Annotated in this window: 24 protein-coding genes; 21 read left to right on the top strand and 3 right to left on the bottom strand. The window is 44.2% G+C overall.

Going from position 1 to position 21,997, the window contains the following annotated elements; all coding sequences use genetic code 11:
• Nucleotides 1–2: 2 nt before the first annotated feature.
• Both miaA and hfq read left to right on the top strand, forming a co-directional pair.
• Entirely contained in the window at nt 3–947 is a 945-nt protein-coding gene (gene miaA, locus F891_RS09505; protein WP_005252258.1) for a tRNA (adenosine(37)-N6)-dimethylallyltransferase MiaA, read from the top strand.
• Nucleotides 948–1,039: 92 nt separating this feature from the next.
• Complete coding sequence (gene hfq / locus F891_RS09500) at nt 1,040–1,567, top strand: RNA chaperone Hfq (protein ID WP_005252256.1); 528 nt, start codon at nt 1,040–1,042, stop codon at nt 1,565–1,567.
• A 49-nt stretch (nt 1,568–1,616) separates the two neighbouring features.
• Here the strand turns inward: hfq and F891_RS09495 are convergent, their stop codons facing one another.
• The 3 genes from F891_RS09495 to F891_RS09485 form a co-directional block, all read right to left on the bottom strand.
• Nucleotides 1,617–2,921, bottom strand: coding sequence for an IS4 family transposase (locus tag F891_RS09495; RefSeq protein ID WP_005104965.1), 1,305 nt, complete (start codon nt 2,919–2,921; stop codon nt 1,617–1,619).
• Nucleotides 2,922–3,090: 169 nt separating this feature from the next.
• Complete coding sequence (locus F891_RS09490; RefSeq protein ID WP_005252255.1) at nt 3,091–4,398, bottom strand: peptidylprolyl isomerase; 1,308 nt, start codon at nt 4,396–4,398, stop codon at nt 3,091–3,093.
• The gene (locus F891_RS09485) at nt 4,398–6,851 is read right to left on the bottom strand and encodes an LPS-assembly protein LptD (protein WP_005252254.1); all 2,454 of its coding nucleotides are present in this window, start codon (nt 6,849–6,851) and stop codon (nt 4,398–4,400) included. The genes F891_RS09490 and F891_RS09485 overlap by 1 nt, the downstream gene beginning before the upstream one ends.
• Before the next feature lie 121 nt (nt 6,852–6,972).
• Between F891_RS09485 and F891_RS09480 the strand changes: the two genes are divergently transcribed.
• From F891_RS09480 to F891_RS09390, 19 genes are all read left to right on the top strand, one after another.
• The gene (locus F891_RS09480; protein WP_005252253.1) at nt 6,973–7,986 is read left to right on the top strand and encodes an aminoglycoside phosphotransferase family protein; all 1,014 of its coding nucleotides are present in this window, start codon (nt 6,973–6,975) and stop codon (nt 7,984–7,986) included.
• Complete coding sequence (gene murU, locus F891_RS09475; protein WP_005252252.1) at nt 7,987–8,676, top strand: N-acetylmuramate alpha-1-phosphate uridylyltransferase MurU; 690 nt, start codon at nt 7,987–7,989, stop codon at nt 8,674–8,676.
• Between the two features lie 85 nt (nt 8,677–8,761).
• Nucleotides 8,762–9,394, top strand: coding sequence for a 16S rRNA (guanine(527)-N(7))-methyltransferase RsmG (gene rsmG / locus F891_RS09470; protein WP_004645477.1), 633 nt, complete (start codon nt 8,762–8,764; stop codon nt 9,392–9,394).
• Between the two features lie 25 nt (nt 9,395–9,419).
• Nucleotides 9,420–10,202 (top strand): ParA family protein, encoded by a 783-nt coding sequence (locus F891_RS09465; RefSeq protein WP_004278889.1) that lies wholly within the window; start codon nt 9,420–9,422, stop codon nt 10,200–10,202.
• The gene (locus tag F891_RS09460; protein ID WP_004731487.1) at nt 10,199–11,086 is read left to right on the top strand and encodes a ParB/RepB/Spo0J family partition protein; all 888 of its coding nucleotides are present in this window, start codon (nt 10,199–10,201) and stop codon (nt 11,084–11,086) included. The genes F891_RS09465 and F891_RS09460 overlap by 4 nt, the downstream gene beginning before the upstream one ends.
• Nucleotides 11,087–11,117: 31 nt before the next feature.
• Complete coding sequence (locus F891_RS09455) at nt 11,118–11,756, top strand: MotA/TolQ/ExbB proton channel family protein (protein WP_005263353.1); 639 nt, start codon at nt 11,118–11,120, stop codon at nt 11,754–11,756.
• Between the two features lie 10 nt (nt 11,757–11,766).
• Nucleotides 11,767–12,189, top strand: a complete 423-nt coding sequence (locus tag F891_RS09450) for an ExbD/TolR family protein (RefSeq protein WP_004278885.1) — start codon at nt 11,767–11,769, stop codon at nt 12,187–12,189.
• The gene (gene msbA, locus F891_RS09445; protein ID WP_005263352.1) at nt 12,189–13,916 is read left to right on the top strand and encodes a lipid A export permease/ATP-binding protein MsbA; all 1,728 of its coding nucleotides are present in this window, start codon (nt 12,189–12,191) and stop codon (nt 13,914–13,916) included. Before F891_RS09450 ends, msbA begins: the two co-directional genes overlap by 1 nt.
• A gap of 3 nt (nt 13,917–13,919) precedes the next feature.
• Nucleotides 13,920–14,924 (top strand): tetraacyldisaccharide 4'-kinase, encoded by a 1,005-nt coding sequence (lpxK, locus tag F891_RS09440; RefSeq protein WP_004645471.1) that lies wholly within the window; start codon nt 13,920–13,922, stop codon nt 14,922–14,924.
• Nucleotides 14,925–14,936: 12 nt separating this feature from the next.
• The gene (kdsB, locus tag F891_RS09435; protein WP_005263351.1) at nt 14,937–15,698 is read left to right on the top strand and encodes a 3-deoxy-manno-octulosonate cytidylyltransferase; all 762 of its coding nucleotides are present in this window, start codon (nt 14,937–14,939) and stop codon (nt 15,696–15,698) included.
• Nucleotides 15,699–15,712: 14 nt separating this feature from the next.
• A complete protein-coding gene (locus F891_RS09430; protein WP_005263350.1) occupies nt 15,713–16,693 on the top strand; it encodes a DNA polymerase III, delta' subunit in 981 nt (326 codons plus the stop codon).
• 15 nt (nt 16,694–16,708) lie between these two features.
• Entirely contained in the window at nt 16,709–17,050 is a 342-nt protein-coding gene (locus tag F891_RS09425; protein ID WP_004278877.1) for a PilZ domain-containing protein, read from the top strand.
• Nucleotides 17,051–17,077: 27 nt separating this feature from the next.
• The gene (locus F891_RS09420) at nt 17,078–17,851 is read left to right on the top strand and encodes a TatD family hydrolase (protein WP_005106566.1); all 774 of its coding nucleotides are present in this window, start codon (nt 17,078–17,080) and stop codon (nt 17,849–17,851) included.
• A 41-nt stretch (nt 17,852–17,892) separates the two neighbouring features.
• Nucleotides 17,893–18,507 (top strand): TetR/AcrR family transcriptional regulator, encoded by a 615-nt coding sequence (locus F891_RS09415; RefSeq protein ID WP_004278873.1) that lies wholly within the window; start codon nt 17,893–17,895, stop codon nt 18,505–18,507.
• A 9-nt stretch (nt 18,508–18,516) separates the two neighbouring features.
• Nucleotides 18,517–19,068, top strand: a complete 552-nt coding sequence (locus F891_RS09410; protein ID WP_005263348.1) for a type II secretion system protein — start codon at nt 18,517–18,519, stop codon at nt 19,066–19,068.
• A 133-nt stretch (nt 19,069–19,201) separates the two neighbouring features.
• On the top strand, nt 19,202–19,627 hold the full coding sequence (gspI, locus tag F891_RS18420) for a type II secretion system minor pseudopilin GspI (RefSeq protein ID WP_415867431.1): 426 nt from the start codon (nt 19,202–19,204) through the stop codon (nt 19,625–19,627).
• Nucleotides 19,624–20,265, top strand: coding sequence for a type II secretion system minor pseudopilin GspJ (gene gspJ, locus F891_RS09400; RefSeq protein ID WP_005263346.1), 642 nt, complete (start codon nt 19,624–19,626; stop codon nt 20,263–20,265). The genes gspI and gspJ overlap by 4 nt, the downstream gene beginning before the upstream one ends.
• 6 nt (nt 20,266–20,271) lie before the next feature.
• A complete protein-coding gene (gene gspK, locus F891_RS09395) occupies nt 20,272–21,243 on the top strand; it encodes a type II secretion system minor pseudopilin GspK (RefSeq protein WP_005263345.1) in 972 nt (323 codons plus the stop codon).
• Nucleotides 21,244–21,395: 152 nt separating this feature from the next.
• Entirely contained in the window at nt 21,396–21,992 is a 597-nt protein-coding gene (locus tag F891_RS09390; protein WP_005263344.1) for a 6-pyruvoyl trahydropterin synthase family protein, read from the top strand.
• Nucleotides 21,993–21,997: the final 5 nt, after the last annotated feature.

Below are 21,997 nucleotides of genomic sequence, written 5' to 3'. Positions count from 1 at the left end.
ACATGTCCAATCAATTGCCGGTCATCAATTTAATGGGGCCAACTGCAAGTGGTAAAACCGCTTTGGCATGTGAGCTGTATGAGCAAGGAAAATTTGAGCTGATTTCGGTCGATTCTGCGCTGGTTTATCGGGAAATGGACATTGGTACAGCCAAGCCCTCTAAAGAGGAGCTGGCGCGCTATCCGCATCATCTGATTGATATTATCAGTCCACTTGAAGTGTATTCTGCAGCCAACTTTGTCGAAGATGCTTGCCGCCTGATTGATGATATCCATGCGCGTGGTAAAACCCCAATTCTGGTTGGCGGAACCATGCTGTATTTTAAGGCCTTGCTTGAAGGCTTGTCAGATAACCTACCAAGTGCAGACTATGCTATTCGAGCTGAGATCGAAGCCAAGGGTGAGCAGGAAGGCTGGGAGGCTGTTTATGCAGAATTATGTGCAGTTGATCCGATTGCCGGTGAAAAATTCAAGGTCAGCGACAAGCAGCGCATTATTCGTGCCTTGGAAGTTTTTAAATTGACTGGTGAGCCGATTACAAAACTACAGGCAGAACAACCTAAAAACTTACCATATCGTTACAGTTTCCATAATTATGCGCTGATGCCAGATCGGTTAGAATTACATGGGCGTATTGAACAACGTCTGGAAATTATGTGGAAAAGCGGTTTTTTAAATGAAGTTGTGAATTTAATTGAAAAATACGATTTTAATGAAAATTTACCTTCCATGCGTTCTGTGGGTTATCGTCAGGCTATAGAATTCTTAAAAAATGCTGATAAAACCAAGGAAAAGCAACGGGAAATGGAGGATAAAGCTTTATTTGCGACACGACAACTTGCAAAACGTCAATATACGTGGTTAAGGTCTTTGCAAGAAAAGCATAAATTTACAACATATTTTACGCTACAGCAGGCTCAAGAAGACTTGCGAAACTGTCACGGATAAAGCAAAATTTAGGGACTATCTTTTTTATAATTTTTAATTGAAAAATAGAGATAGTTTTTGCGCTGATTTTTAATTTTTTTTGGAGTTATAACATGTCTAAAGGTCAAACTTTACAGGATCCATTCTTGAATTCTCTCCGTAAGGAACGTATCCCAGTATCTATCTTCCTGGTAAACGGTATTAAATTACAAGGTCATATCGAATCTTTTGACCAATACGTGGTTTTATTAAAAAATACAGTAAGCCAAATGGTTTATAAGCATGCAATTTCAACTGTAGTGCCTGCACGTAATCCACGTCCTGCTGGCGCGCCTGCTGGTCCACAAGGTGCAGGCTTCGGTGGTCAAGGTGCTGCAGGTGGCTTTGGTGGCGGTCAAGGCACTGGCGGCTTCGGTGGTCAAGGCGGCTTCGGCGGTCAAGGCGGCGGTTTCGGTGGTCAAGGCGGCTTCGGCGGTCAAGGCGCTGGCTTCGGTGGTCAAGGTGGCTTCGGTGGTCAAGGCGCTGGCTTCGGTGGTCAAGGCGGCTTCGGTGGTCAAGGTGCAGGCTTTGGCGGTCAAGGCGCTGGCTTTGACAACGATACTAAATTTGAAGACTCTTCAGACGATGAAAACAATCGTTAATCGAGTTTGAAAATTAAAAAAACCTCTCTATATGAGTAATGCCAGTCAGTTAAGAAATTGACTGGCATTTTCTTGGGTATTTCTGCGGTTTTCCTTTCACAACTCGTGGGCAACTTCTAACCCTTCTCTCAGGCAAAACATACCTCCTCGATTTCTCCAGTAAACTTTCTAGATGTTTAGGTAAATTCCCTGCGGAGTCTAAAGAATCAAATCTTAATATATTCAGGATGCTGATAGAGGCAATATGAAAGCTGATTCTCAAAGGACTGACTTTTGCACGTTGAGCCATATGTTTCATTTGTCTTCTTAGAATATTATAGGCAATGAAGACCCCCCATAATTCTTGATAAATTAAATCAGGTTGCTTGCTCCTCAAATGCTTACCTTCCTGTAAATCACTTTTGATTTCTCGGTAACACATTTCTATTTCCCAGCGCTGGGCATAAAGCTTCGCCAAGCCTATCAGTGGATATGCCTTTGAATCCATTAATGAAGTGATATAACGTCTAATTTTCCCTGCCTGCTCAACTTCAATCAAACGCGCTTCCCAATATTCTCCTAATGATGGATTTAGCTTCCTGGCTCTAGCTGAAAGAGGCATTTTGATTTGAAAGTCATGCGGGGAATTACGTTTAATGATCTCATAGCGTAAATTATCTTTTGCTCTCATTAACCAATGACTGGCTTCTACTCGTGTTTGCCAGTCAATCAAGAAATCAGCAGAGAAATAGGCTCGATCAAACAAGGTAATACTATGCGATGGAGGACATAATCGATTTGCCAGTGTAAGTTCACCCTGATCCATGCTACCTATTTGGGCATCAATGATTTCATGGGTGCTGGTATTTACCAGGCAGGTTGCTCTCACTTGTGGATAAGGGGCTGCAGCGGTTTTACCCTTAGATGAGCCAAAGTGTTCAAAATTCTCGTCTGTATAAGGCATAGACCAAACCACCCCGTCAACAGCACATACACTAAGGCCATGAAAGTTTGAGTATTGCTGTTGGGATTCTTCAAACCAGGCTTGGCTGAGTAGAGAAAACAAGGTATTCAAGGGCTCTCGTCCTAAACGTTGTCGTGCTTGCACTGCTGCACTGGGGACACAATATTCTGTTGTACCAAACACAAGTTTTAGTTGCTCTACGACATACCCGATCGGTTGATCTCGAAATAGGGCAAGCCCAATTACCAGCCATACCACATGTTCGGCAGGTAATTTTCTTCTCCTGATAGAAGCCTTACCTGTTTGATGTAGGCTTTCTTTAATCCAGTTTAAATCAATGAGTTCACTGAAATGGCTGAGTGAAGGCAAAGAATGTTGAAGGGTGCAATCTAAATTTTCAGATAAAGTCATAAAAAAAATGAGCGTATTGGCATACACTCATTTTTACTACATTTTTCTAATGTCTGCTTAACTGACTGGCATTACTCTATATGAGAGGTTTTTTTAGATCTGTAAGTTTTAGTTGTTTAAATAAAAAAGCCAACGAGATACCATTGGCTTTTTAGCATTCTGGTAAGACTTAACGGTTACGTTTAGGATCCAGTTGTGGGTCTTTGATTTCCACATAGGCATTATTGCGTGTTTCACGTAACCAGCTATCTAATTCGGCATCAAATTGACGCTCACCCAGTAATTGGCGAGCCATACGTTCCTGATATTCTTGGGTCATATCTTGTTGACGTGTTTCGCTCACTTGCAGAATATGCCAGCCAAACTGGGATTGAAACGGCTTGCTGAACTGACCCACTGGGGTGCTTTTCATCTGCTGTTCAAATTCAGGCACCATTACCCCAGGGCTAACCCAGCCAAGACTTCCGCCATCACGAGCCGAGCCAGTATCGTTAGAGAAAGTTGAAGCTAAAACAGTAAAATCTTCACCTTGTTTCAGGCGATTATACAGACTGTCAATCATCTGCTTGGCATTTTCAGGACTGACCACTTCAGACGGTTGAATCAGAATGTGTCCTGTTAAATATTGAGGAACAAGGGCTTTCTGTTCGCCACCTTTACGCTCCAAGAGTTTCAGAACATGTATACCATCAGCGACAGGGATCAGTTCAGACGTCTGGCCCGGTTGCAGGGTGGTCACGCGTGCAGCCAGTTCTGCTGGAATTTCTGACAGGTTTCTCACACCCATATCAGCAGCTTCGACCTTAATGCCGCCAGTGCTGTATTTTTTACTGATCGCCTGAATGTCATTGCTGCTATTTAATTCTTGCTTTACCTGTGTTGCAATTTGTTCAGCATTTTCACCGCTTACCCGTAAATGCAGTACATGGACCTGACTGCCAAGCAAAGCCTGACCTTGCGGGGTGTTTAGGAAGTTTTTAACATCTTGATCTGTGATCTGAATGCGTGAAGTCACGATTTGTTGACGTAAACGATTCAGTGCTAAATCTTCAGCAATACGGTTACGTAAAGAAGCATAGGTATTTGGTGCCATGGCATCCAGCTTCTGCTGGAAGGCTTCCAGACTCGGTGAACCAGAATCACGGGCAACTTTCAGAACGGCTTCATTTAAAGCTTTTTCATCTGGACGAATATTATAACGTTTAACTTGTTCAAGCTGTGCTTGACGAATAATCAGTTGCTCTAAGGCTTGTTGCTCAAGATATTGTTGTGGTGGAACTGCCTTTTTCTGTTTTTGCAGCTGATGAGAGATTTCAGCTACACCTTGAGCCAAATCACTACGCAGAATAATACTATTGTCGACTACAGCTACAACTTCATCTTTAGGTTGGGCAACAGCAAAAGTCGTCATCGCTGAAGAAAGGCATAGCGCAAGTGCGGTTGCTTTAAAAATTTGTTTTAACTGTTTTGTCTTCATTAACGTTCTGTCCAAGTTTGATTGATATTGTTAAAACCTAGAATACGATTTTCTAGTAATGAGGTGAGTTTGCTGCTTAACCCACCTAAGCCTTTCAGGCTGACTTCGGCCATAATAGCGCGTTTGGCTTTGACGTTTGAATCATTAACGTCATCTAAGTCATTGTAATATGAGCGACCATAAACAGAAACTCCCCAACAGCATGACTCATAGTTCACGCCAAGTAAATATTCCCGTGCGACACTATTATCCAGGTCAAACTGCGCATGTCCAACCAGACGCCAGTTGTTGGCAATGGGCTGGATAAATGAACCGACAATCTGGTCATAGTTGTCCTGACGGTTCGGAATATCTTTGCGATAGAAATAGCCTAAGTTATAAAGATTGCCTTGATCACCGGTATAATAAACCTGCAGATCGCGCTGGGCATTCGATCCATTCGACATCCAGCTTGAGTTCAGATTAACGTGAACATTATTTGACAGTTGACTCGTCAGTTGAATAACAGGGCCGGTATGGCTTTCACGGTCAAATTCATCTGCATCATTTTCCAGTGTCACACGGCGATCTTCAAAGAAAAAGCTCTGTCCAACGCTGGCACGCAGGCGCTCCAGACCTTCTTCATTAAACAGGCTATAGCTGAGGCCGAGAGAAGCGAAATTATTGTCTTCCAAACGGTCATTACCATAAAAGCGACGCGCACTGAAAAGTTGATCATAATTAATCGAAGCAACGACTGAATCAAAGTTCGGCTGATTCTGCTGGTTTTCATATGGTGAATAGGCGTAGAACAGACGAGGCGTTAAGGTCTGTAGATACGTACCTTCTTTTTCGAAAATTAAACCGGTGTCCAGCGTGAATTGTGGTACTACAATTGAATTATTTTCACTAGACACGCTACGGCTTTGGGTTTTTTCATCATAGAAAGTATTGATATTGCGTACAGTCGCCTGAGGTATGAAGAATGACCACGGGGTATAATGATTATAACGCACGGAAAAGTCGTTATAGATTCGTGTACCACTTGGTTGATATACCTTCTCACCCTTTGGATCAGTATCAGCGAAATTTCGCAGGTCTTTCTGGAAATAAGCCGTATCGTTATTAAACTCAAGCTGTAATCCCAATGGATTGCCAGTTTTATAATTGACTAAAAGCTGCGGCAAACGTGCATAAGGACGGTCTTCATCCAGTACGGTTGGATCTAGGGTTTGGAAATCTTCGACTTTGAATTGTGCCTTTAAGCCAGGAATACCATTTTTGTAATTGACTTCCCAGGCACGGCGTAAGTTCAGATCAGTTTTAGAGTTCGGGTTGTTATCCAGATCGGCGAAGTAATCTTTGTCTGAAGCGTAGTTATATTCAAGGTTGGTGGAGAGCTGATTATTGATCTGCCAGTTATGTAAGAAATGCAGGCTTTTACGGTCTTCATCGCTATAGCTTTCATCAGAAGGTAAATAACCTCCCCAAATACGGCCTTCACCATAATTCTCAGTCAAATAACGGAACTCGCCATCCAGCATTGCACCGCGATCGCCAATATAACGCGGCGTAATCGTCGCATCATATTGCGGTGCTAAATTCAGGTAAACCGGAACACCCAGTTCCAGACCACCATCATTGGTAAAGCCAAATGTGGGGGTTAGAATACCAGTAGTGCGGCGGTCATCAATCGGGAAGTTAAAATAGGGAACTGCCAAGACCGGAACATCTTTGACATAGAGTTTGGTATTACGGGTTTCACCACGTCCAGTTTCCTGGTTCAGCTTGATTTTTTCTGCCTGGATTTTCCAAGTCGGTTTTTGCTCAGGTGGACAGGTGGTATAGGTCGCATTTTCCAGTTCTACCGTCTCGGTTGAGGTTCTGGCGATCTTTTCTGCCCGACCATGCGCATGTTGCTGTTCTGCGATATAGAAGCTGTTATTTAGATCGCCTTGCTGGGTTTTCAGATTATAGTTGATATCATCACTTTGCGAGATTAATCCACCTTGCGCAAGTTGTACTCGACCCTCTGCCTTGGCATAAGTCTGGGTTTGATCAATGGTTACGCGTTCGGCACGAATCTGGCGACCTTGCTGGTCAATGATGACATTGCCTTCTAAATAAGAGTCGCCTGCTGGATTGTAGTGACCATAATCTGCAGTAATGGTGGATGTAGCCTGATCTGGCGCAACGGTTGCTGCATCTGGGGCAATCGGGGTGACCCAGGCACCTTTACAGTAGGCAGAGCTTAAATATTGTCCCTGACGTTGCTGTGCTTCAGCAGAGGATTTATCGACATAATATTGCGAGAAGAATGCTTCACCTAGATAGGTCTCATTAATGCGCTGTTTGAGTTGTTCTGCGTTTACATCGGACGAGACATTTGATGCAGCATAGCCGGAGGCTGAGCTGCCACATAAAAGGGTTAAGATCGCAGTCGCTAGAGGATTTATTTTAAAGTGATGCTTCATTTGTCTCATTAACCAATCATGCTTTTATCGCAATTAATTATTGTCGCATCATAGAGAAAAAGTTGATAAGTAGCTACACTTAGCACTTTAAAAACTCAGCCTGTATTAGAATTAATTGCAAATGAATACACAACGCGAACAATTGATACAATCTTGGATTGCCTCTGTACTCGGTTCAGATCAATTTGAAACTCATTTTTTAGCAGGTGATGCCAGCTTCCGTCGTTATGCACGAATCAAACTGAATAATAAAACATTTATGCTGATGGATGCACCACCAGAAAAAGAAGATTGTGTGCCTTTTGTGACGATAGATGAGTTTTTTGATGCACATGGCGTGCGCGTTCCGCATATCGTGGCAAAAGACCTGGAAAATGGCTTTTTACTCCTTGAAGACTTTGGTGATGTGCTGCTGTCGAATCTGCTCAATGACGAGACTGTAGATGCCTATTATGAGCAAAGCTTTAAGCAGCTCATTCAGCTGCAATCGATTGCTGGAGAAGGGCATTTCCCGGCATATTCTTATGAAAAAATGATCTCAGAAATGGAATTGCTGACTGACTGGATGTTGCCAGCGTTAAAGGTTCAACCGACTGAATCAGAAAACACCTTGATCAAACGTACTTTTGCGATTCTGGCCAATGCCGCATTGGCACAGCCACAGGTGATTGTACATCGGGATTTTCATAGCCGTAACCTGATGAAAATCGACAATGAAACCGAACTCGGTGTGATTGATTTTCAGGATGCCGTGATTGGTGCAGATACTTATGACCTGATCTCGATTACCCGCGATGCCTATGTACAGTGGAATGCCGATCGTGTTTATCGCTGGTTCAAGACTTTCTATGATTTGTTGCCCGCAGCATCTAAACAAGATCGTGACTTTGTCCAGTTTAAAAAAGATGCCGATATGATGGCAATTCAACGCCATATCAAGATTTTAGGTATTTTTGTACGTCTGTTTGAGCGTGATGGTAAATCAGGTTATCTCAAAGACTTACCACGTGTGATGTGGTACTTGTTAGAAGAATCTAAGCCTTATCCGGAATTACAGCCATTTATGCAGTTTATGCATGAACGAGTAATGCCTACATTTGAAGCTAAATACGGTGCATACGAGGTGGCTGCGTAAATGAAAGCGATGATTTTGGCCGCAGGACTCGGCAATCGTATGCGCCCATTAACTTTGCATACCCCCAAGCCTTTGCTTGAGGTAGGTGGCAAACCGCTTATCGTCTGGCATATTGAAAAACTGGCTGCGATCGGAGTCACTGAAATTGTCATCAATACGGCTTGGTTGGGTGAAAAACTCGCTCAAGTTTTGGGTAATGGTTCACAATTTGGTGTACACATCCTTTGGTCACATGAGGGTGAAGGTCTGGAAACCGCTGGGGGGATTATCAATGCCTTGCCACTACTCGGTGATGAACCTTTTATTCTGTTAAATGGTGATGTCTGGACCACGATGGATTTTGCACCTTTACTGGATATTGATCTAAAGGATAATTTGGCGCATCTCGTACTTGTGCAGAACCCTGAACAACATCCAGAGGGTGATTTCACGCTTGCAGAAGGGAAAGCTTATACCTTTGATCAGCAAGTCGAAGGTGAAAACCTGACTTTTAGTGGTGTATCCGTACTTGATCCGAAAATGTTTGCAGGCTTAGAGGCTGGAAAACGTCCTTTAGCGCCCTTGCTAAAAGCAGCAATGCAGAGTCAGCAGGTAGCCGCTTCTAAACTGACAGGCATTTGGGTTGATGTAGGAACCCCGGAGCGTTTAACGGCACTGGATACGGCGATCCGTGAAGGGAAGTTTGCTTAAGTGAATATTCGCTAAGCACTGCCTACTGTGCCAATATAGAGAAAACGGTATACTTCCACCTAACTTTTTCGAGCGTAGATTGTTTATGCACATGTTTTTTCAAGAACTAAAGCAGGGTAGCCAGGCTTTGGGTTTAGAGCTATCTGATGAGGCTTTAAATTTATTACTCAAGTATCAGGATGCTTTGGTGCTGTGGAACAAAGCATACAATTTGACTGCAATCCGTGATCCTAAGGAAATGCTGGTCAAGCATCTGCTCGACAGTCTGAGCATTCTGAAAGATTTACCAGCAGGCCGTTTACTGGATATCGGCACAGGTGGTGGTATGCCGGGCATGATCATTGCTTTATGTCAGCCTGAGCGTGAATGTGTATTACTGGATTCTAACGGTAAAAAAATTCGTTTCCTCAAGCAGTTTATTGCTGACTTAAAACTCAAAAATGTCATTGCCGTGCAAACGCGTGTAGAAAACGAAGACAGCATCAATGAGCTGGGTCAATTTGATGTGATTACCAGTCGTGCCTTTGCATCATTAACAGACTTTGTGGATGCTTCTAAACCGTATATGCATGAGCAAACAATTATTGCCTCAATGAAAGGCTTAATTCCTGAAGATGAAGTTGCTACTTTAAAAAATGAATTTAGTTGTGAGATTATTGAACTTAAAGTTCCGCGCTTAGACGAACAGCGTCATTTACTTCTATTAAAACGTATTTAAGATTTTTAAAGGGATTGGGGGCAACATGGCACAAATTATTGCGATTGCAAACCAAAAAGGTGGTGTAGGTAAAACCACAACCGCAGTAAATTTGGCGGCATCTTTAGCTGTGTTAAAAAAACGTGTTTTGCTGGTCGATATGGATTCGCAAGGCAATGCGACCATGGGGTCTGGCATTCAGAAGAATGATCTGCTTTATTCGGTCACTGATGTACTGCTGGGTGAAGTGCCGATTGAAACGGCGATCTCTAAGGCGGAAGTGGGTTACAAGGTTCTTGGGGCAAACCGTGATCTGGCCGGGGTTGAGTTGGCGATTGCAGAACAGGAAGGGCGCGAGTTCATTTTGCGGGATGCATTGCAGGAAATTGAATCTTCATTTGACTATATCATTGTCGATTGTGCACCGAGTCTTAGCCTGATTACTGTCAATGCTTTGGCAGCCGTGGATGGTGTGCTGATTCCAATGCAGTGTGAATATTATGCACTGGAAGGTCTGGCGGATTTAACCCAAACCATCGATCGGATTCAGCAAGCATTGAATCCGGACCTGCAAATTGTTGGTGTATTACGCACCATGTACGATGCACGTAATGCCTTAACCCGTGACGTATCTGAAGAATTAGAACAATATTTCGGTAAAAAACTGTATGAAACCGTGATTCCACGGAACATTCGTCTGGCAGAAGCGCCAGCACACGGTTTGCCGGTGATTTATTTTGAAAAAAGCTCAAAGGGTGCAGTTGCTTACTTAAATCTGGCAGCTGAAGTATTAAAGAAAAGCAAAGTGAAAAAAGGAAGTAAAGCATGACCGTCAAGAAACGTGGACTCGCCAAAGGTCGTGGCTTGGATGCCTTGCTGGGATCAATTCAAAAAGAAAAATTACAACTCGAAGCCCAAGGTCTTGACCATGGTCAGCTGAAACAGATCGATGTAAACTTGCTCAAGCGCGGTGAATACCAGCCACGCCGTTATATTAACGAGCAGGATTTGCAGGAACTGGCGGCATCGATTGAAAAGCATGGCATCATGCAGCCCATCGTGATCCGTCCGGTTGATGATGAACGCTATCCGTATGAAATTATTGCGGGTGAGCGTCGCTGGCGTGCGGCACAGTTAGCGGGTTTGACCGAGGTTCCTGCGATTGTACGTGATCTGAATGATCAGGTTGCGATTGCACTGGCCTTGATTGAAAACATCCAGCGTCAGGATCTGAATCCGATTGATCAGGCGATGGCCTTGCAGCGTTTTCATGAAGAATTTGGCCTAAGCCATCAGGAAATTGCCGATACCGTGGGTAAAGCGCGTACGACAGTGAGTAACCTACTTCGCCTGCTTAGCCTGGCAGAAGAAGTGAAAGACTTTATGCAGCAAGGTTTGCTGGATATGGGGCATGCACGTGCGATCTTAACCTTAAAAGCTAAAGATCAGCTCAAAGTTGCAGATATCGTAATTGAAAAAAGTCTGTCTGTTCGTCAAACCGAGCAGTTAGTCCGTGATTTCAATACACCTAAACAAGAAAAAGTAAAAGAAGCTGTAGCACCGGATATTCAGCAATTGACTCAGCGCCTTTCAGAGCGTTTCAGTGCAGATGTTAAAATTGACTATAACAAGCAAGGTAAAGGGAAACTGGTTATTAGCTATCACTCTTTAGAAGAGCTGGATGGCATTCTTTCTATTTTAGAAGATGAATAATTTATCTATTTTTTATTGGGGAATAAATTAGATGTGGGAATTGGTTAAAGCAGGTGGCTGGCTTATGCTGCCCCTGGTCTTGTGTTCTATCTTTATGCTGGCGATTTCGATCGAGCGTCTGATTCGTCTGAAAAAGAATGCAGTGCTTCCGTTGACCCTGCTGATGGGGCCTTCGCAAAATACAGCACAAGTTATGCAAAAAATGAATCAAAGTGCGGCCTTAAAGCAAAGCACTTTGGGCCGGGTATTTACCGCAGGTTATGCGACTAAACAGCAGGGTGAGCAGTATGCTCGCGCGCAGATGGAAATAGCGGCTTCACAGGAAATCGGGTATCTGGAAAAAAATATTAATTTTCTGGGTACGCTGAGTGCAGTTGCACCCTTACTCGGTTTGTTGGGGACTGTACTTGGGATTATTGAGTCTTTCCTGATGATCGATGTGGGAACTGGAAGTGATCCGGTCTTGATGATGCCCGGTATTTCTAAGGCTTTAATTACCACAGCAGCCGGTATGCTGATTGCAATTCCTGCACTGTTTGCGCACCGTTATTTTCAGCGTCTTGTTCAGGAATATGTGGCTGAACTTGAGCAGCAAGCGACTTTGTTTCATGCGGATCTTTTTTATCGCAATCATGCAGACATAGACCAAGACATGCAAAAAGCCAGCTAGGAGGCGGATGATGAAATTCAAACGCAACCAGGTGGAAGATGTGCATATTAATCTGACACCAATGATTGACTGTCTGCTGTTTATTCTGGTCTTTTTGCTTTTGTCGACGACTTTTAGTCAAATGAGCCGAATGAATCTAACCTTGCCTGACGCGCAAGGGGTACCGCCTAAAAGCTATGATCAGAAAGTTGAAGTGATTGTGGATGCTAATGGTCATTATGCAGTCAATGGTCAATCCTTGGCCAGCAAGGAAGTTGCGGATTTAAATACTGCAATTAAACAGATTTCAAATGAACGCCGTGATTTAATGTTTGTCATCGCAGCTGACGCAAAAGCCAGTCATCAGGACGTGATTCGTGTCATGGATGTGGCCGGGCAGCTCGGCTTTGTGAATATCAATATCAGTACCAAAGTACCCACCCGAGGTTATTAGTGAAGCACGATTTTAAGGTCTATCTTCGCCTTTTAAGTTATTTAAAACCGTTTTGGGGCATTGCATTGCTTGTCCTGCTGGGTTTTTCTATTAATGCGGCTACGGAAGTCTCTGTCGCTAAATTACTGGAATATATTATTGAGGCGATTCAAAATAAAGACCAGAGTTTCACTTCACTTTTCCCATTTTTGGTGGTCATACTCATGTTCTTCCGGGGCTTGGGTCTGTTCATGGGGGGGTATTTTACTGCAGTAATTTCCCGTAATCTGGTGTTCAATATCCGTCAGGAAGTTTTTGCAAAATTGCTGCGTTTACCGTCCCAGTATTATCTGGACAATACCAGCGGGCATATTACTGCCAAAATTATGTATAACGTTGAACAGCTGACGGCTGCTTCAACTGAAGCTTTAAGGACCTTGTTGCAACAAGGTTTGATCACTCTGGCATTGTTAGGCTACCTGTTGTATACCAACTGGCGTCTGACTATGTGTATCCTGATTTTTGCACCCGTCATCGGTTTTATTATCAGTAAAGCTGCAAGACGGATGCGTAAATTATCGCAGCAAGTACAAGACACCATGGGTGATGTGAACCATGTGGTGCAGGAAACGGTGAATGCCAACCTGATCGTCAAGGGTTTTGGCGGGCAAAGTTCTGAGCAGGAACGCTTTAAACAGAACTCGCTTGAAAACTTGCGTCGTGGCTTGAAAATGGTCGCTGTGCAACAGTTGAATAGTCCTGTGGTTCAGCTGATCATGTCGATTTCACTGAGTATCGTGATGTTTATTGCCTTGCGTCCGCAAATTCTGGGTGATACCTCTGCGGGTGAATTTGTCGCTTATATTACTGCGGCGGGTATGCTGGCAAGACCAATCAAGGCTTTGACCGACATTAACGAGAAGATTCAACGTGGTATGGCCGCAGCGCATTCAGTATTTGAATTGCTAGATATGCCTGAGGAAAAAAATACCGGGACGTTGACTGATAGCCTAAAAGGCGACATTGAATTTAAAGATGTCAACCTGATTTATGATGATGGTCATCATGCCATTCATGATTTTAATTTAAAGGTGAAGGCCGGTGAAACAGTGGCGCTGGTCGGTCGTTCTGGGGCCGGTAAAAGCTCGCTGGTGAACCTGCTGGTACGTTATCAGGATGCGACTTCGGGGCAGATCCTGCTGGATCAGAAACCGATTGAAGATTTTGAAATTACCGCCTTGCGAACCCAGATTGCCATGGTGAACCAGCAAGTAGTACTGTTTAACAGAACCGTGCGGGAAAATATTGCTTATGGTCAGCTTGAAGGTGCCTCCGATGAAGATATTATTGCGGCAGCAAAAGCAGCCTATGCACATGATTTTATTATGGCATTGCCGCAAGGTTATGATACTCAGCTGGGTGCCCAGGGTTTAAACCTGTCTGGTGGCCAGCGTCAGCGCATCGCCATCGCACGCGCAATTTTGAAAAATGCCTCTATCCTGATTCTGGATGAAGCAACCAGTGCACTGGATAACGAGTCGGAATACTTTATTCAGCGTGCCTTTGATAAAGCCATGCAGGACCGTACCACCATCGTAATTGCACATCGTTTATCGACGATTGAAAATGCTGATCGTATTGTGGTCATGGATCAGGGCCGTATTGTTGAGCAGGGCAGTCATGCCGAACTGATTGCGTTACATGGTGCTTATTATCAGTTGCATCAGCGTAACTTTGAGGAACAGTAACTTATGGCACTGGCACAAATCATTCAGGATGCTTGGAATGCACAGGCAAAGTGGCTGGTGGTGCTGCGTCCTTTGTCATGGTTATATCGCCTGGGTTTTGTCAGCAATCACTGGCTTTATCAAAAAGGCATTAAAAAAAGTTATAGTGCACCGATTCCCGTTATGGTGATTGGTAACATCACAGTCGGTGGCAGCGGTAAAACACCTTTGCTGATTCATCTGGTGGATTATTTAACCGAGAAAAATGTTCGGGTAGGCGTGATCAGTCGAGGCTATGGCGGCCAAGGTCCATTTCCTGCCTATGTCGACTTTAATACCTTGCCGGAGATTGTCGGAGATGAGCCTGCCTTGATTGTACAGGCAACAGGCGTGCCGATGGCAGTTGGTCCCAACCGGCAGAAAAGTATCGAGTTATTGCTGCACAAACATGAACTGGATCTGATTATCTGTGATGATGGCCTGCAGCATTGGGCCTTGAATCGCCAGATTGAGTGGATTGTGCTGGATAATAATCGCGGTCTGGGTAATCAGAAACTGCTTCCAGAAGGTTATCTACGTGAACCAGTGACCCGTTTGAAAACGGGAACCGTAATTGAGCATTCGGCTAACCCAAGCTCTGAACTGCATATGCATCTGGCTGCATCACAGCCTTATTTGCTTAATCAGGACAACAATAAAATCTTTGATCCTCAAGCGGCTTTTTATGCGGTAGTCGGCATTGGCTTTCCACAGCGGTTTTATCAGACCTTGCAAAATTTAGGCATAGAACAATTTCAGTGTCATGAGTTTCCAGACCATCATGACTATGACATTGAAGATTTACAGTTCGATGATAACAATCCGATTATTACCACTGAAAAAGACGCAATAAAAATTATGGCGCTACTTAAACAATATCCAGATTTTAAACAGGATATCTGGGTGGTGCCAGTCGATGCAGTCCTATCGCCAGCCTGCTATACAGTCTTGCAGCAACAGTTACAACAATACGGTATTCAAATTTCTTAAGGCTCATTCATTATGAAACACATTGTTATTCCTGCACGTTTCGCCAGTTCACGTTTACCGGGTAAACCTTTGCTGGAAATTCATGGTCGTCCCATGATTCTGCGGGTAGTGGACCAAGCCAAAAAAGTGCAAGGTTTTGACGATCTGTGTGTGGCAACTGATGATGAGCGTATTGCAGCCGTTTGCCGTGCTGAAGGCATTGATGTGGTGATTACCTCAGCGGATCATCCTTCAGGCACAGACCGCTTGAGTGAAGTGGCTCGAACTAAAGGCTGGGCCAGTGATGACATCATTGTCAATGTACAGGGGGATGAACCTTTACTGCCGGCGCAACTGGTAAAACAGGTTGCTCAACTCTTGGAAGATCAGCCTGAATCTTCCATGTCGACGCTATGTGAGCCGATCCATCAACTGGATGAATTCAAACGCGACAGCATTGTAAAAGTCGTAATGTCAAAACAGCAGCAGGCACTGTATTTTAGCCGTGCTACCATTCCTTATGACCGTGATGGCGCGAAACTGGCTGAACTGAAGTTGCATGATCAGGCCTATCGTCATTTAGGTCTATATGCCTATCGGGTAACACTGTTGCAAGAATATGTGACCTGGGAAATGGGTGTGCTGGAGAAACTGGAATCTCTAGAACAGTTACGGGTACTGGAAAATGGACACCGTATTGCCATTGCGGTGGCTGAAGCCAATTTGCCGCCAGGGGTGGATACCCAGGAAGATCTGGATCGCCTGAATCAGATGGATCTTTCCCATTTTGCCTAAGAAGAGTCAAATACATGCCTTTTGATGTCAATGCACATATCTATCCATGGCAGCAACAGGTTTGGGAAACCCTGACCGGGCGCTTTCCCAAGCTTGGGCATGGTTTATTGTTTTATGGAAAAAAAGGCTGTGGCAAAGAAGCGTTTACCCAACAGTTTCTGGCTTGGGTGTTATGCCTGAATCGTCAGCCTGCCGGGCCATGTGGTGAATGCAGTAGCTGTCAATGGTTAAAGGCAGACACCCATCCCAACTATGTGCATATCAGTACCGATGACGACAATAAAAAACAGAATGCCAAAATCAAGATCGAGAAGATTCGCGATCTGCTGCCTTTTGTGCAACAGACTGTAGATGGCTGGCGCGTGATTATGATTGAGCCGGCAGAAGCCTTGAATATTGCCTCTGCCAATGCCTTACTCAAAACACTGGAAGAACCCGGTGATAATACGGTCATTATTTTACTGGCGAATCATTATTTAAAATTGCCCGCGACTATACGCAGTCGTTTGCAGCATTTTGCTTTGGACCGGATTTCCGCAGAACAATTTAGCGATTATGTCCAGAATCAGCTCCCAGATGCAGGTGCTAGCCAACAACAGTTATTGATGAACCTGTCCAATCAGATGCCGTTACAGGCACTAGAGGTTGCACAAAGTGCCTGGCTGCCACTACGTCAGGAATTCCTGCAAGACTGGCAAAAACTGGTCATGCAAAAAAATATGCCGATGGCAATTGCGACCAAATGGAATAAAAACCTGAATTTTGGTGACTTTGCTCAAATGTTTGAATACTTGTTGTCCGATTTAATTTGTGTCAAGCTAAATCAGACGGTGAAAAACATTGACCTTGAATTCAATGTACTTGCCGAACAATATTCATTAGAAGCACTTTTTAAAATTTATGAAGATTTTCAGCGCGCTAAACAATTCCTTGAACAGAATGTCCAAAGCAATCTGGTTATTGATGAATTGTTTATCAAGCTGATGAATCTTTAATTAAGGGGAAATCACATGCAACCACGTATGGGCGGTATTATTCAGGCCAATATTCCTGACATTGAAACACTGTTTGCCAGCTATATGCCTTATGTTGTGGGTGGTGGGCTTTTTATTCCTTCCAAGCAGCCGGTCAAACTGGGCGAAGAGGTTTTTGTATTGACGACTTTGCCTGACCAGACCCAGAAAATTCCTTTAACCGGTAAAGTCATCTGGGTCTCGCAAAAGCAGAATGGCATCAAGCCACAAGGCTTTGGCATCCAGTTAAGCGGTGAAAAAGGCGTTTATTTTAAAAATGAAGCAGATCGTCTGGTTGCAGGTCTTAAATCTGAAGGACGTAAAAGTTACACTATGTAGTTAATTTACCCTTGGTAGGAACGCATCGTGTTTGTAGATACTCATTGTCATTTAACCCTGCTTGATTTGACACCATATCATGGTGATCTGGATCAGGCATTGGCTCAGGCTCGTGAAGCCGGTGTTTCCAAATTCATGAGTATCTCGGTCGATCTGGATGATCATATCGAGCTGGCCAAAATTGCCGCGCGTCATGCAGATGTCGGATATACCGTTGGCGTACATCCTTGCGAAGATGCTGCAACCATGGCGCGTGCCACGACTGAATATCTGGTCGAACTGGCGCAACCGGAGAAAGTCTGGGCACTCGGTGAAACAGGTCTGGACTATTATCACAGTACCGATTTTATTGCAGAGCAAAAAGCCTGTTTCGCCCGGCATATCCATGCGTCACAAATCACCAAAAAACCTGTAGTCGTTCATACCCGTTCCGCCAAGCATGATACCGTCGATATTATTCGCGCGGAAAAATCGACTCACGGGATTTTGCATTGTTTTACCGAAGACTGGGAAACCGCCAAAGCGGTACTGGACTGCGGCTATTATGTGTCATTTTCCGGCATTGTTTCCTTTAAAAATGCGCAGGATCTGCGTGATGTCGCCAAACAGGTTCCGCTGGATCGTGTGCTGATTGAAACCGATAGTCCTTATCTTGCGCCAATGCCGTATCGTGGCAAATCTAATGAGCCTAAATACGTTCCTTATGTAGCCAAAGCGCTTTGCGATGTATATGATAAGTCGCTAGAAGAAATGGCTTTTATCACAAAGCAGAACTTTGAAAATCTTCTGAATTTAAAGTAAATAAAGTTATATAAAGTACAAAGAGAGTTTATAGGGTGAAGATGGATCGTCAAGCTCAGTTTCGAGCAAGAGAAACCTTGATTTTTCAAGTAGCAGAGCAACTCCTGTTAGAAAATGGTGAAGCAGGAATGACGCTTGATGCGCTTGCCGCCGAGCTTGATCTGGCCAAAGGGACACTTTATAAACATTTCCAGAGTAAAGATGAACTATACATGCTGCTGATTATCCGAAATGAGCGCATGTTGCTGGAAATGATTCAGGATAGCGATAAAGCCTTTCCTGAACATCTGGCCTTCTTTATGCTGCATCATTTGCATCATCCTGAACGTACTGTGCTGTTTCATCAAATTGAAGAACGCCTGTCGACGACTGGGGTTGGAATCCAGCACCTGTTTAGCGAACTTTATCAGGTGCGCAAACAGCGCTTACGCCTGATTATCCGTATGACAGAAACTTATCTGGCATCGATCAACAGCCGCATGTCGGTACGCGATTATCTAGCGTCGATCTGGTCGCTGACCCATGGTGCAGCCGCAATTCTCAATTCCAGTTTCTATCAGCGTTACTTGGGTTCACGCGATACCTTGCGTGTGGCCTATATCGATCAGGCGCTGGCTTTGCCCAAGCAGGTGCATTCTGCCGACCAGTTTGTCTAAGGTTGTCCTATGATCAGATCACCTCACAGTGCAGTTCGTGGCTTTACCTTAATCGAATTGATGGTGGTGATTGTGATTATGGGGATTATGGCTTCACTAGTGCTGCTCAATACCAGTGGTGTCGATCAGCGCAAAGCAATGCAGGCACGGGAAATTTTATTAGTAGACTTGCAACGGGTGCTACGCGAGGCCAATGACCAGTCTAGAATACTCGCGCTTGACGTTCAGCCAGCAACAGATGTCACGCCATTTCGTTATGGAATTATAGAATATCGTTCAGCAGCGCAGACTGAACAGAACCTGCAAAATGAGAAATGGCAGAGTTATGCAGATTTCAAATTGCGTAATTTACCTGATCATGTGTCCTTTCAGATGCAGGCGCTGGAACAGCAGCGTTATACCAATGCACAAAATCGTGATCTGACTCAGGCCAATGCACCTAAACTGATCTGGCTCGGCAATGGTGAAGTCAAACCGGTGCGGATTCAATTCTTTTTGGAAGACCGTGAAGTGGGTGCTGCGATTGAGATTGATCATCTGGGTAAAATCAATGAAATCTAGATATTTCAAGCAGAATACTGGATTTGGTGCTATCAGGCCGAGTATTACTCGCCTTAATCGTGTGCACTCTGAACAGAGTTCTTCATCTTGCGCTCGGACGAAACGTTGTTTCGTTTATAGCTGCTCCTCAAGCATAGCTTTCGGACTTGCGGCACGGTCGAGTGTTACTCGACTTAATCGTGCCTCAGGTTTTACCTTATTGGAAGTCATGGTGGCCCTGGCAATTTTTGCGACCGCAGCCATGACCTTGACCAAAGTCGCAATGCAATATACCCAGTCGACCTCGAATGCAATTCTACGTACCAAAGCACAGTTTGTTGCCTTAAATGAAGTGGCACAAATGGAAATCAATCAGGAATGGATGGAAGGGACGGCTTCCAAACAGCTGACCCAGCAAGGTGAAACCTGGCAGATTGACAAGCGCAGCGAACCGACGGTCAGTCCGAATGTACAACGGATCGAGCTGCAGGTGAGTCTGGTTAATCAGGACAGTGGTCAGGTGGAATCTGGTATCACCAGCCTGATGTTCTTTAATCATCGTATGAACAATACTCCATGAAGCCTAAAGGATTTACCCTGGTTGAATTAATGGTCGCAATTGCGATCTTTGCGGTGCTGTCTGCTTTGGGCTGGAAAGTTTTTGATTATATTGTCAAAACCAAAGATCAGAATGTGATTCATGAACAGCGTTTAGGTCAGTTACAGCAAACCTATCAGCAGATTCTGCGAGATACCGTACAGGCAGTACCCTTAACGGCCAATATCAATGGCGATATTCAGCCGGCTCTAGTGCTGCAGAACGGACGCTTTAATTTCAGTAAAACTGGAGTGACTGACCCTTTGGAAGAGGGGATTTCCCCAGATGAACGCATTGAATATCAGTATCGAGCCGATGAACAGAAACTTTATCGCTTGAAATACCGGAATCTGAATCAGACCGGTCAAGATCAGCCCGAATCCAGTGTTTTATTGTCGGAAGTGGAACAATTCCAGATCGTCGTACTCAATCCGAATGGACTCACGCAATGGCCGGACGCTTCTGCAGACCTGAACCAATTAGAGCAGAAGCAAAGGTTGCCTAAAGGGATTAAAATCAATTTAGCCGTGAATGGCGTCAGTTATGAATGGATGTTTAGTTTATTAAATACGGACTTTTTGCTTGATACTCAGAACACCGGTCAACCCAGCTCAGAATAATAAGAAATGAAAATGAAGAAAGCGATCATGATCAAGCAGCAGCAGGGCATTGCACTGATTACCATTCTGGTGATGGTAGCGCTAGCGACTATTTTGGCGGCCACGATTGCCCAGCGTCAGGCTGCAACTGCTGAAAGCACTGCCTATTTGATGCGACAAAACCAGTCTCTCATGTATGCCAAGAGTGCCGAGGCCTTTTTTTCTGAATTGCTGGTCGATGATGCTGAAAATGCTGCAGAGGTCGACCATCTGCAGGAAACCTGGGCGCAGCCCATGCCGGCTTTTCCGGTAGATGACGGTTATGTCTCCGGAATTGTGCAGGATGAATCAGGCAAGTTTAATTTAAATAGCTTGATCACCGCCGAAGGCACGGTGAATGAAAACGCTAAAGCCTGGTTCGAGCTGATATTAAAACGTGCTGGATTGCCAGAGCAGTTGAGTGAAGCCGTGATCGACTGGCAGGATGAAGATGAAATGCCGAGTGGACCTATGGGTGCAGAATCCAATTATTATCAGGGTTTGCCGAATGGTTCTCTGCCTCCGAATGCTAAATTTCATAGCGTTGAAGAGCTGAAACTGATACGAGGTTTTGAAGAGAATAAGTACAAACTAATCGCACCTTATCTAAGTACTGCGTCTGTAGCAGATACTACGGTCAATATTAATACCGCATCTGCATTTCTTTTGGCGAGCATGGATGAAAAGCTGGATGTGAATACTGTGCAGCAATTGCTGGATCGCCGTCAGGCAAATCTGGAATATTTTTCCAATGTGGCTGATCTCTGGACACTAGAACCCTTTGCTCAGGTGGATGCAGCCAAACATAACCTGTTTAATAACCTGCTTGGAGTGCAATCCAATCACTTTAAAGCACGTATTGAAGTGATGCTGAGTGAGCGTAAACGTCAGTTTAGTAGTGATCTGGTTCGTCAGGACAAACAGGTTTATGTGGCCTACCGCAGTATGGCACCCTTTTAATTTTAGCTCATGAATTGTACAGGCTGGATAAGCGCAAATGCCGGGCTGATGCCTTTTCCCTATTATGCTAAACAGCAAAATTAATCCTCAAAGCTTTACTTTTGCTTTATAATCAAAATTAATTCACCTATTTTTTGACGACATTACGGCATATGTTAATTCGTAAGTTATTTAAGTTTGAGAATGCTCATATTGTGCGTAACTGCACGTCAGATCGCTGTAAGCGTTCGATCCATGGCCATAGTTATAAAGTCGAGTTATTGCTAAAAGCCTCGAAGCTAGATCATGGTCAAATGGTCTATGACTTTGGCCTGCTTAAAGGTGTGATTAAGGATTTCTTTGATTCTTTCGATCATGCCATCTGCTTCTGGCAAAATGACGATCCGGAATATATTCAGGCCTGCAAGAATTTCAGTGCGCGCTGGGTGTCTTTGCCGGTATCGCCATCAGCTGAACAGTTTTCTCGTATTTTCTTCTTTCTGGCACAACAGGTGCTGGCATCGACGGTGACGCAAAATGGCGAAGGCGATGTCGAAGTCTATTCTGTGATTGTGCATGAAACCGACACCGGCTATGCACAAAGCTTTTTAGAAGATATTCAAAATGAACAAATGGGAATTTTGAGCCTGCAACAACTTGAGTTCTCTGAACAGGTGCAAGCTGAATGGACAGATCCGGACATGTTTGCCAAGCTCAAACAGGGCACACCATTTCATAACCCTACAGTAGATTTACAGGTACAGATTTAAAGTCT

This window comes from Acinetobacter sp. CIP 101966, assembly GCF_000369725.1.
GTDB lineage: Bacteria > Pseudomonadota > Gammaproteobacteria > Pseudomonadales > Moraxellaceae > Acinetobacter > Acinetobacter lwoffii_Q.
Note: the sequence above shows the minus strand (reverse complement) of the source record. Positions and strands in the feature narration are given on the sequence as shown.

Bases quoted from the DNA above. Each gene is read 5' to 3' on its own strand.
- miaA (WP_005252258.1), top strand. From the start codon at position 3: ATGTCCAATCAATTGCCGGTCATCAATTTAATGGGGCCAACTGCAAGT.
- hfq (WP_005252256.1), top strand. From the start codon at position 1,040: ATGTCTAAAGGTCAAACTTTACAGGATCCATTCTTGAATTCTCTCCGT.
- F891_RS09495 (WP_005104965.1), bottom strand. From the start codon at position 2,921: ATGACTTTATCTGAAAATTTAGATTGCACCCTTCAACATTCTTTGCCT.
- F891_RS09490 (WP_005252255.1), bottom strand. From the start codon at position 4,398: ATGAAGACAAAACAGTTAAAACAAATTTTTAAAGCAACCGCACTTGCG.
- F891_RS09485 (WP_005252254.1), bottom strand. From the start codon at position 6,851: ATGAAGCATCACTTTAAAATAAATCCTCTAGCGACTGCGATCTTAACC.
- F891_RS09480 (WP_005252253.1), top strand. From the start codon at position 6,973: ATGAATACACAACGCGAACAATTGATACAATCTTGGATTGCCTCTGTA.
- murU (WP_005252252.1), top strand. From the start codon at position 7,987: ATGAAAGCGATGATTTTGGCCGCAGGACTCGGCAATCGTATGCGCCCA.
- rsmG (WP_004645477.1), top strand. From the start codon at position 8,762: ATGCACATGTTTTTTCAAGAACTAAAGCAGGGTAGCCAGGCTTTGGGT.
- F891_RS09465 (WP_004278889.1), top strand. From the start codon at position 9,420: ATGGCACAAATTATTGCGATTGCAAACCAAAAAGGTGGTGTAGGTAAA.
- F891_RS09460 (WP_004731487.1), top strand. From the start codon at position 10,199: ATGACCGTCAAGAAACGTGGACTCGCCAAAGGTCGTGGCTTGGATGCC.
- F891_RS09455 (WP_005263353.1), top strand. From the start codon at position 11,118: ATGTGGGAATTGGTTAAAGCAGGTGGCTGGCTTATGCTGCCCCTGGTC.
- F891_RS09450 (WP_004278885.1), top strand. From the start codon at position 11,767: ATGAAATTCAAACGCAACCAGGTGGAAGATGTGCATATTAATCTGACA.
- lpxK (WP_004645471.1), top strand. From the start codon at position 13,920: ATGGCACTGGCACAAATCATTCAGGATGCTTGGAATGCACAGGCAAAG.
- kdsB (WP_005263351.1), top strand. From the start codon at position 14,937: ATGAAACACATTGTTATTCCTGCACGTTTCGCCAGTTCACGTTTACCG.
- F891_RS09430 (WP_005263350.1), top strand. From the start codon at position 15,713: ATGCCTTTTGATGTCAATGCACATATCTATCCATGGCAGCAACAGGTT.
- F891_RS09425 (WP_004278877.1), top strand. From the start codon at position 16,709: ATGCAACCACGTATGGGCGGTATTATTCAGGCCAATATTCCTGACATT.
- F891_RS09415 (WP_004278873.1), top strand. From the start codon at position 17,893: ATGGATCGTCAAGCTCAGTTTCGAGCAAGAGAAACCTTGATTTTTCAA.
- F891_RS09410 (WP_005263348.1), top strand. From the start codon at position 18,517: ATGATCAGATCACCTCACAGTGCAGTTCGTGGCTTTACCTTAATCGAA.
- gspJ (WP_005263346.1), top strand. From the start codon at position 19,624: ATGAAGCCTAAAGGATTTACCCTGGTTGAATTAATGGTCGCAATTGCG.
- gspK (WP_005263345.1), top strand. From the start codon at position 20,272: ATGAAAATGAAGAAAGCGATCATGATCAAGCAGCAGCAGGGCATTGCA.
- F891_RS09390 (WP_005263344.1), top strand. From the start codon at position 21,396: ATGTTAATTCGTAAGTTATTTAAGTTTGAGAATGCTCATATTGTGCGT.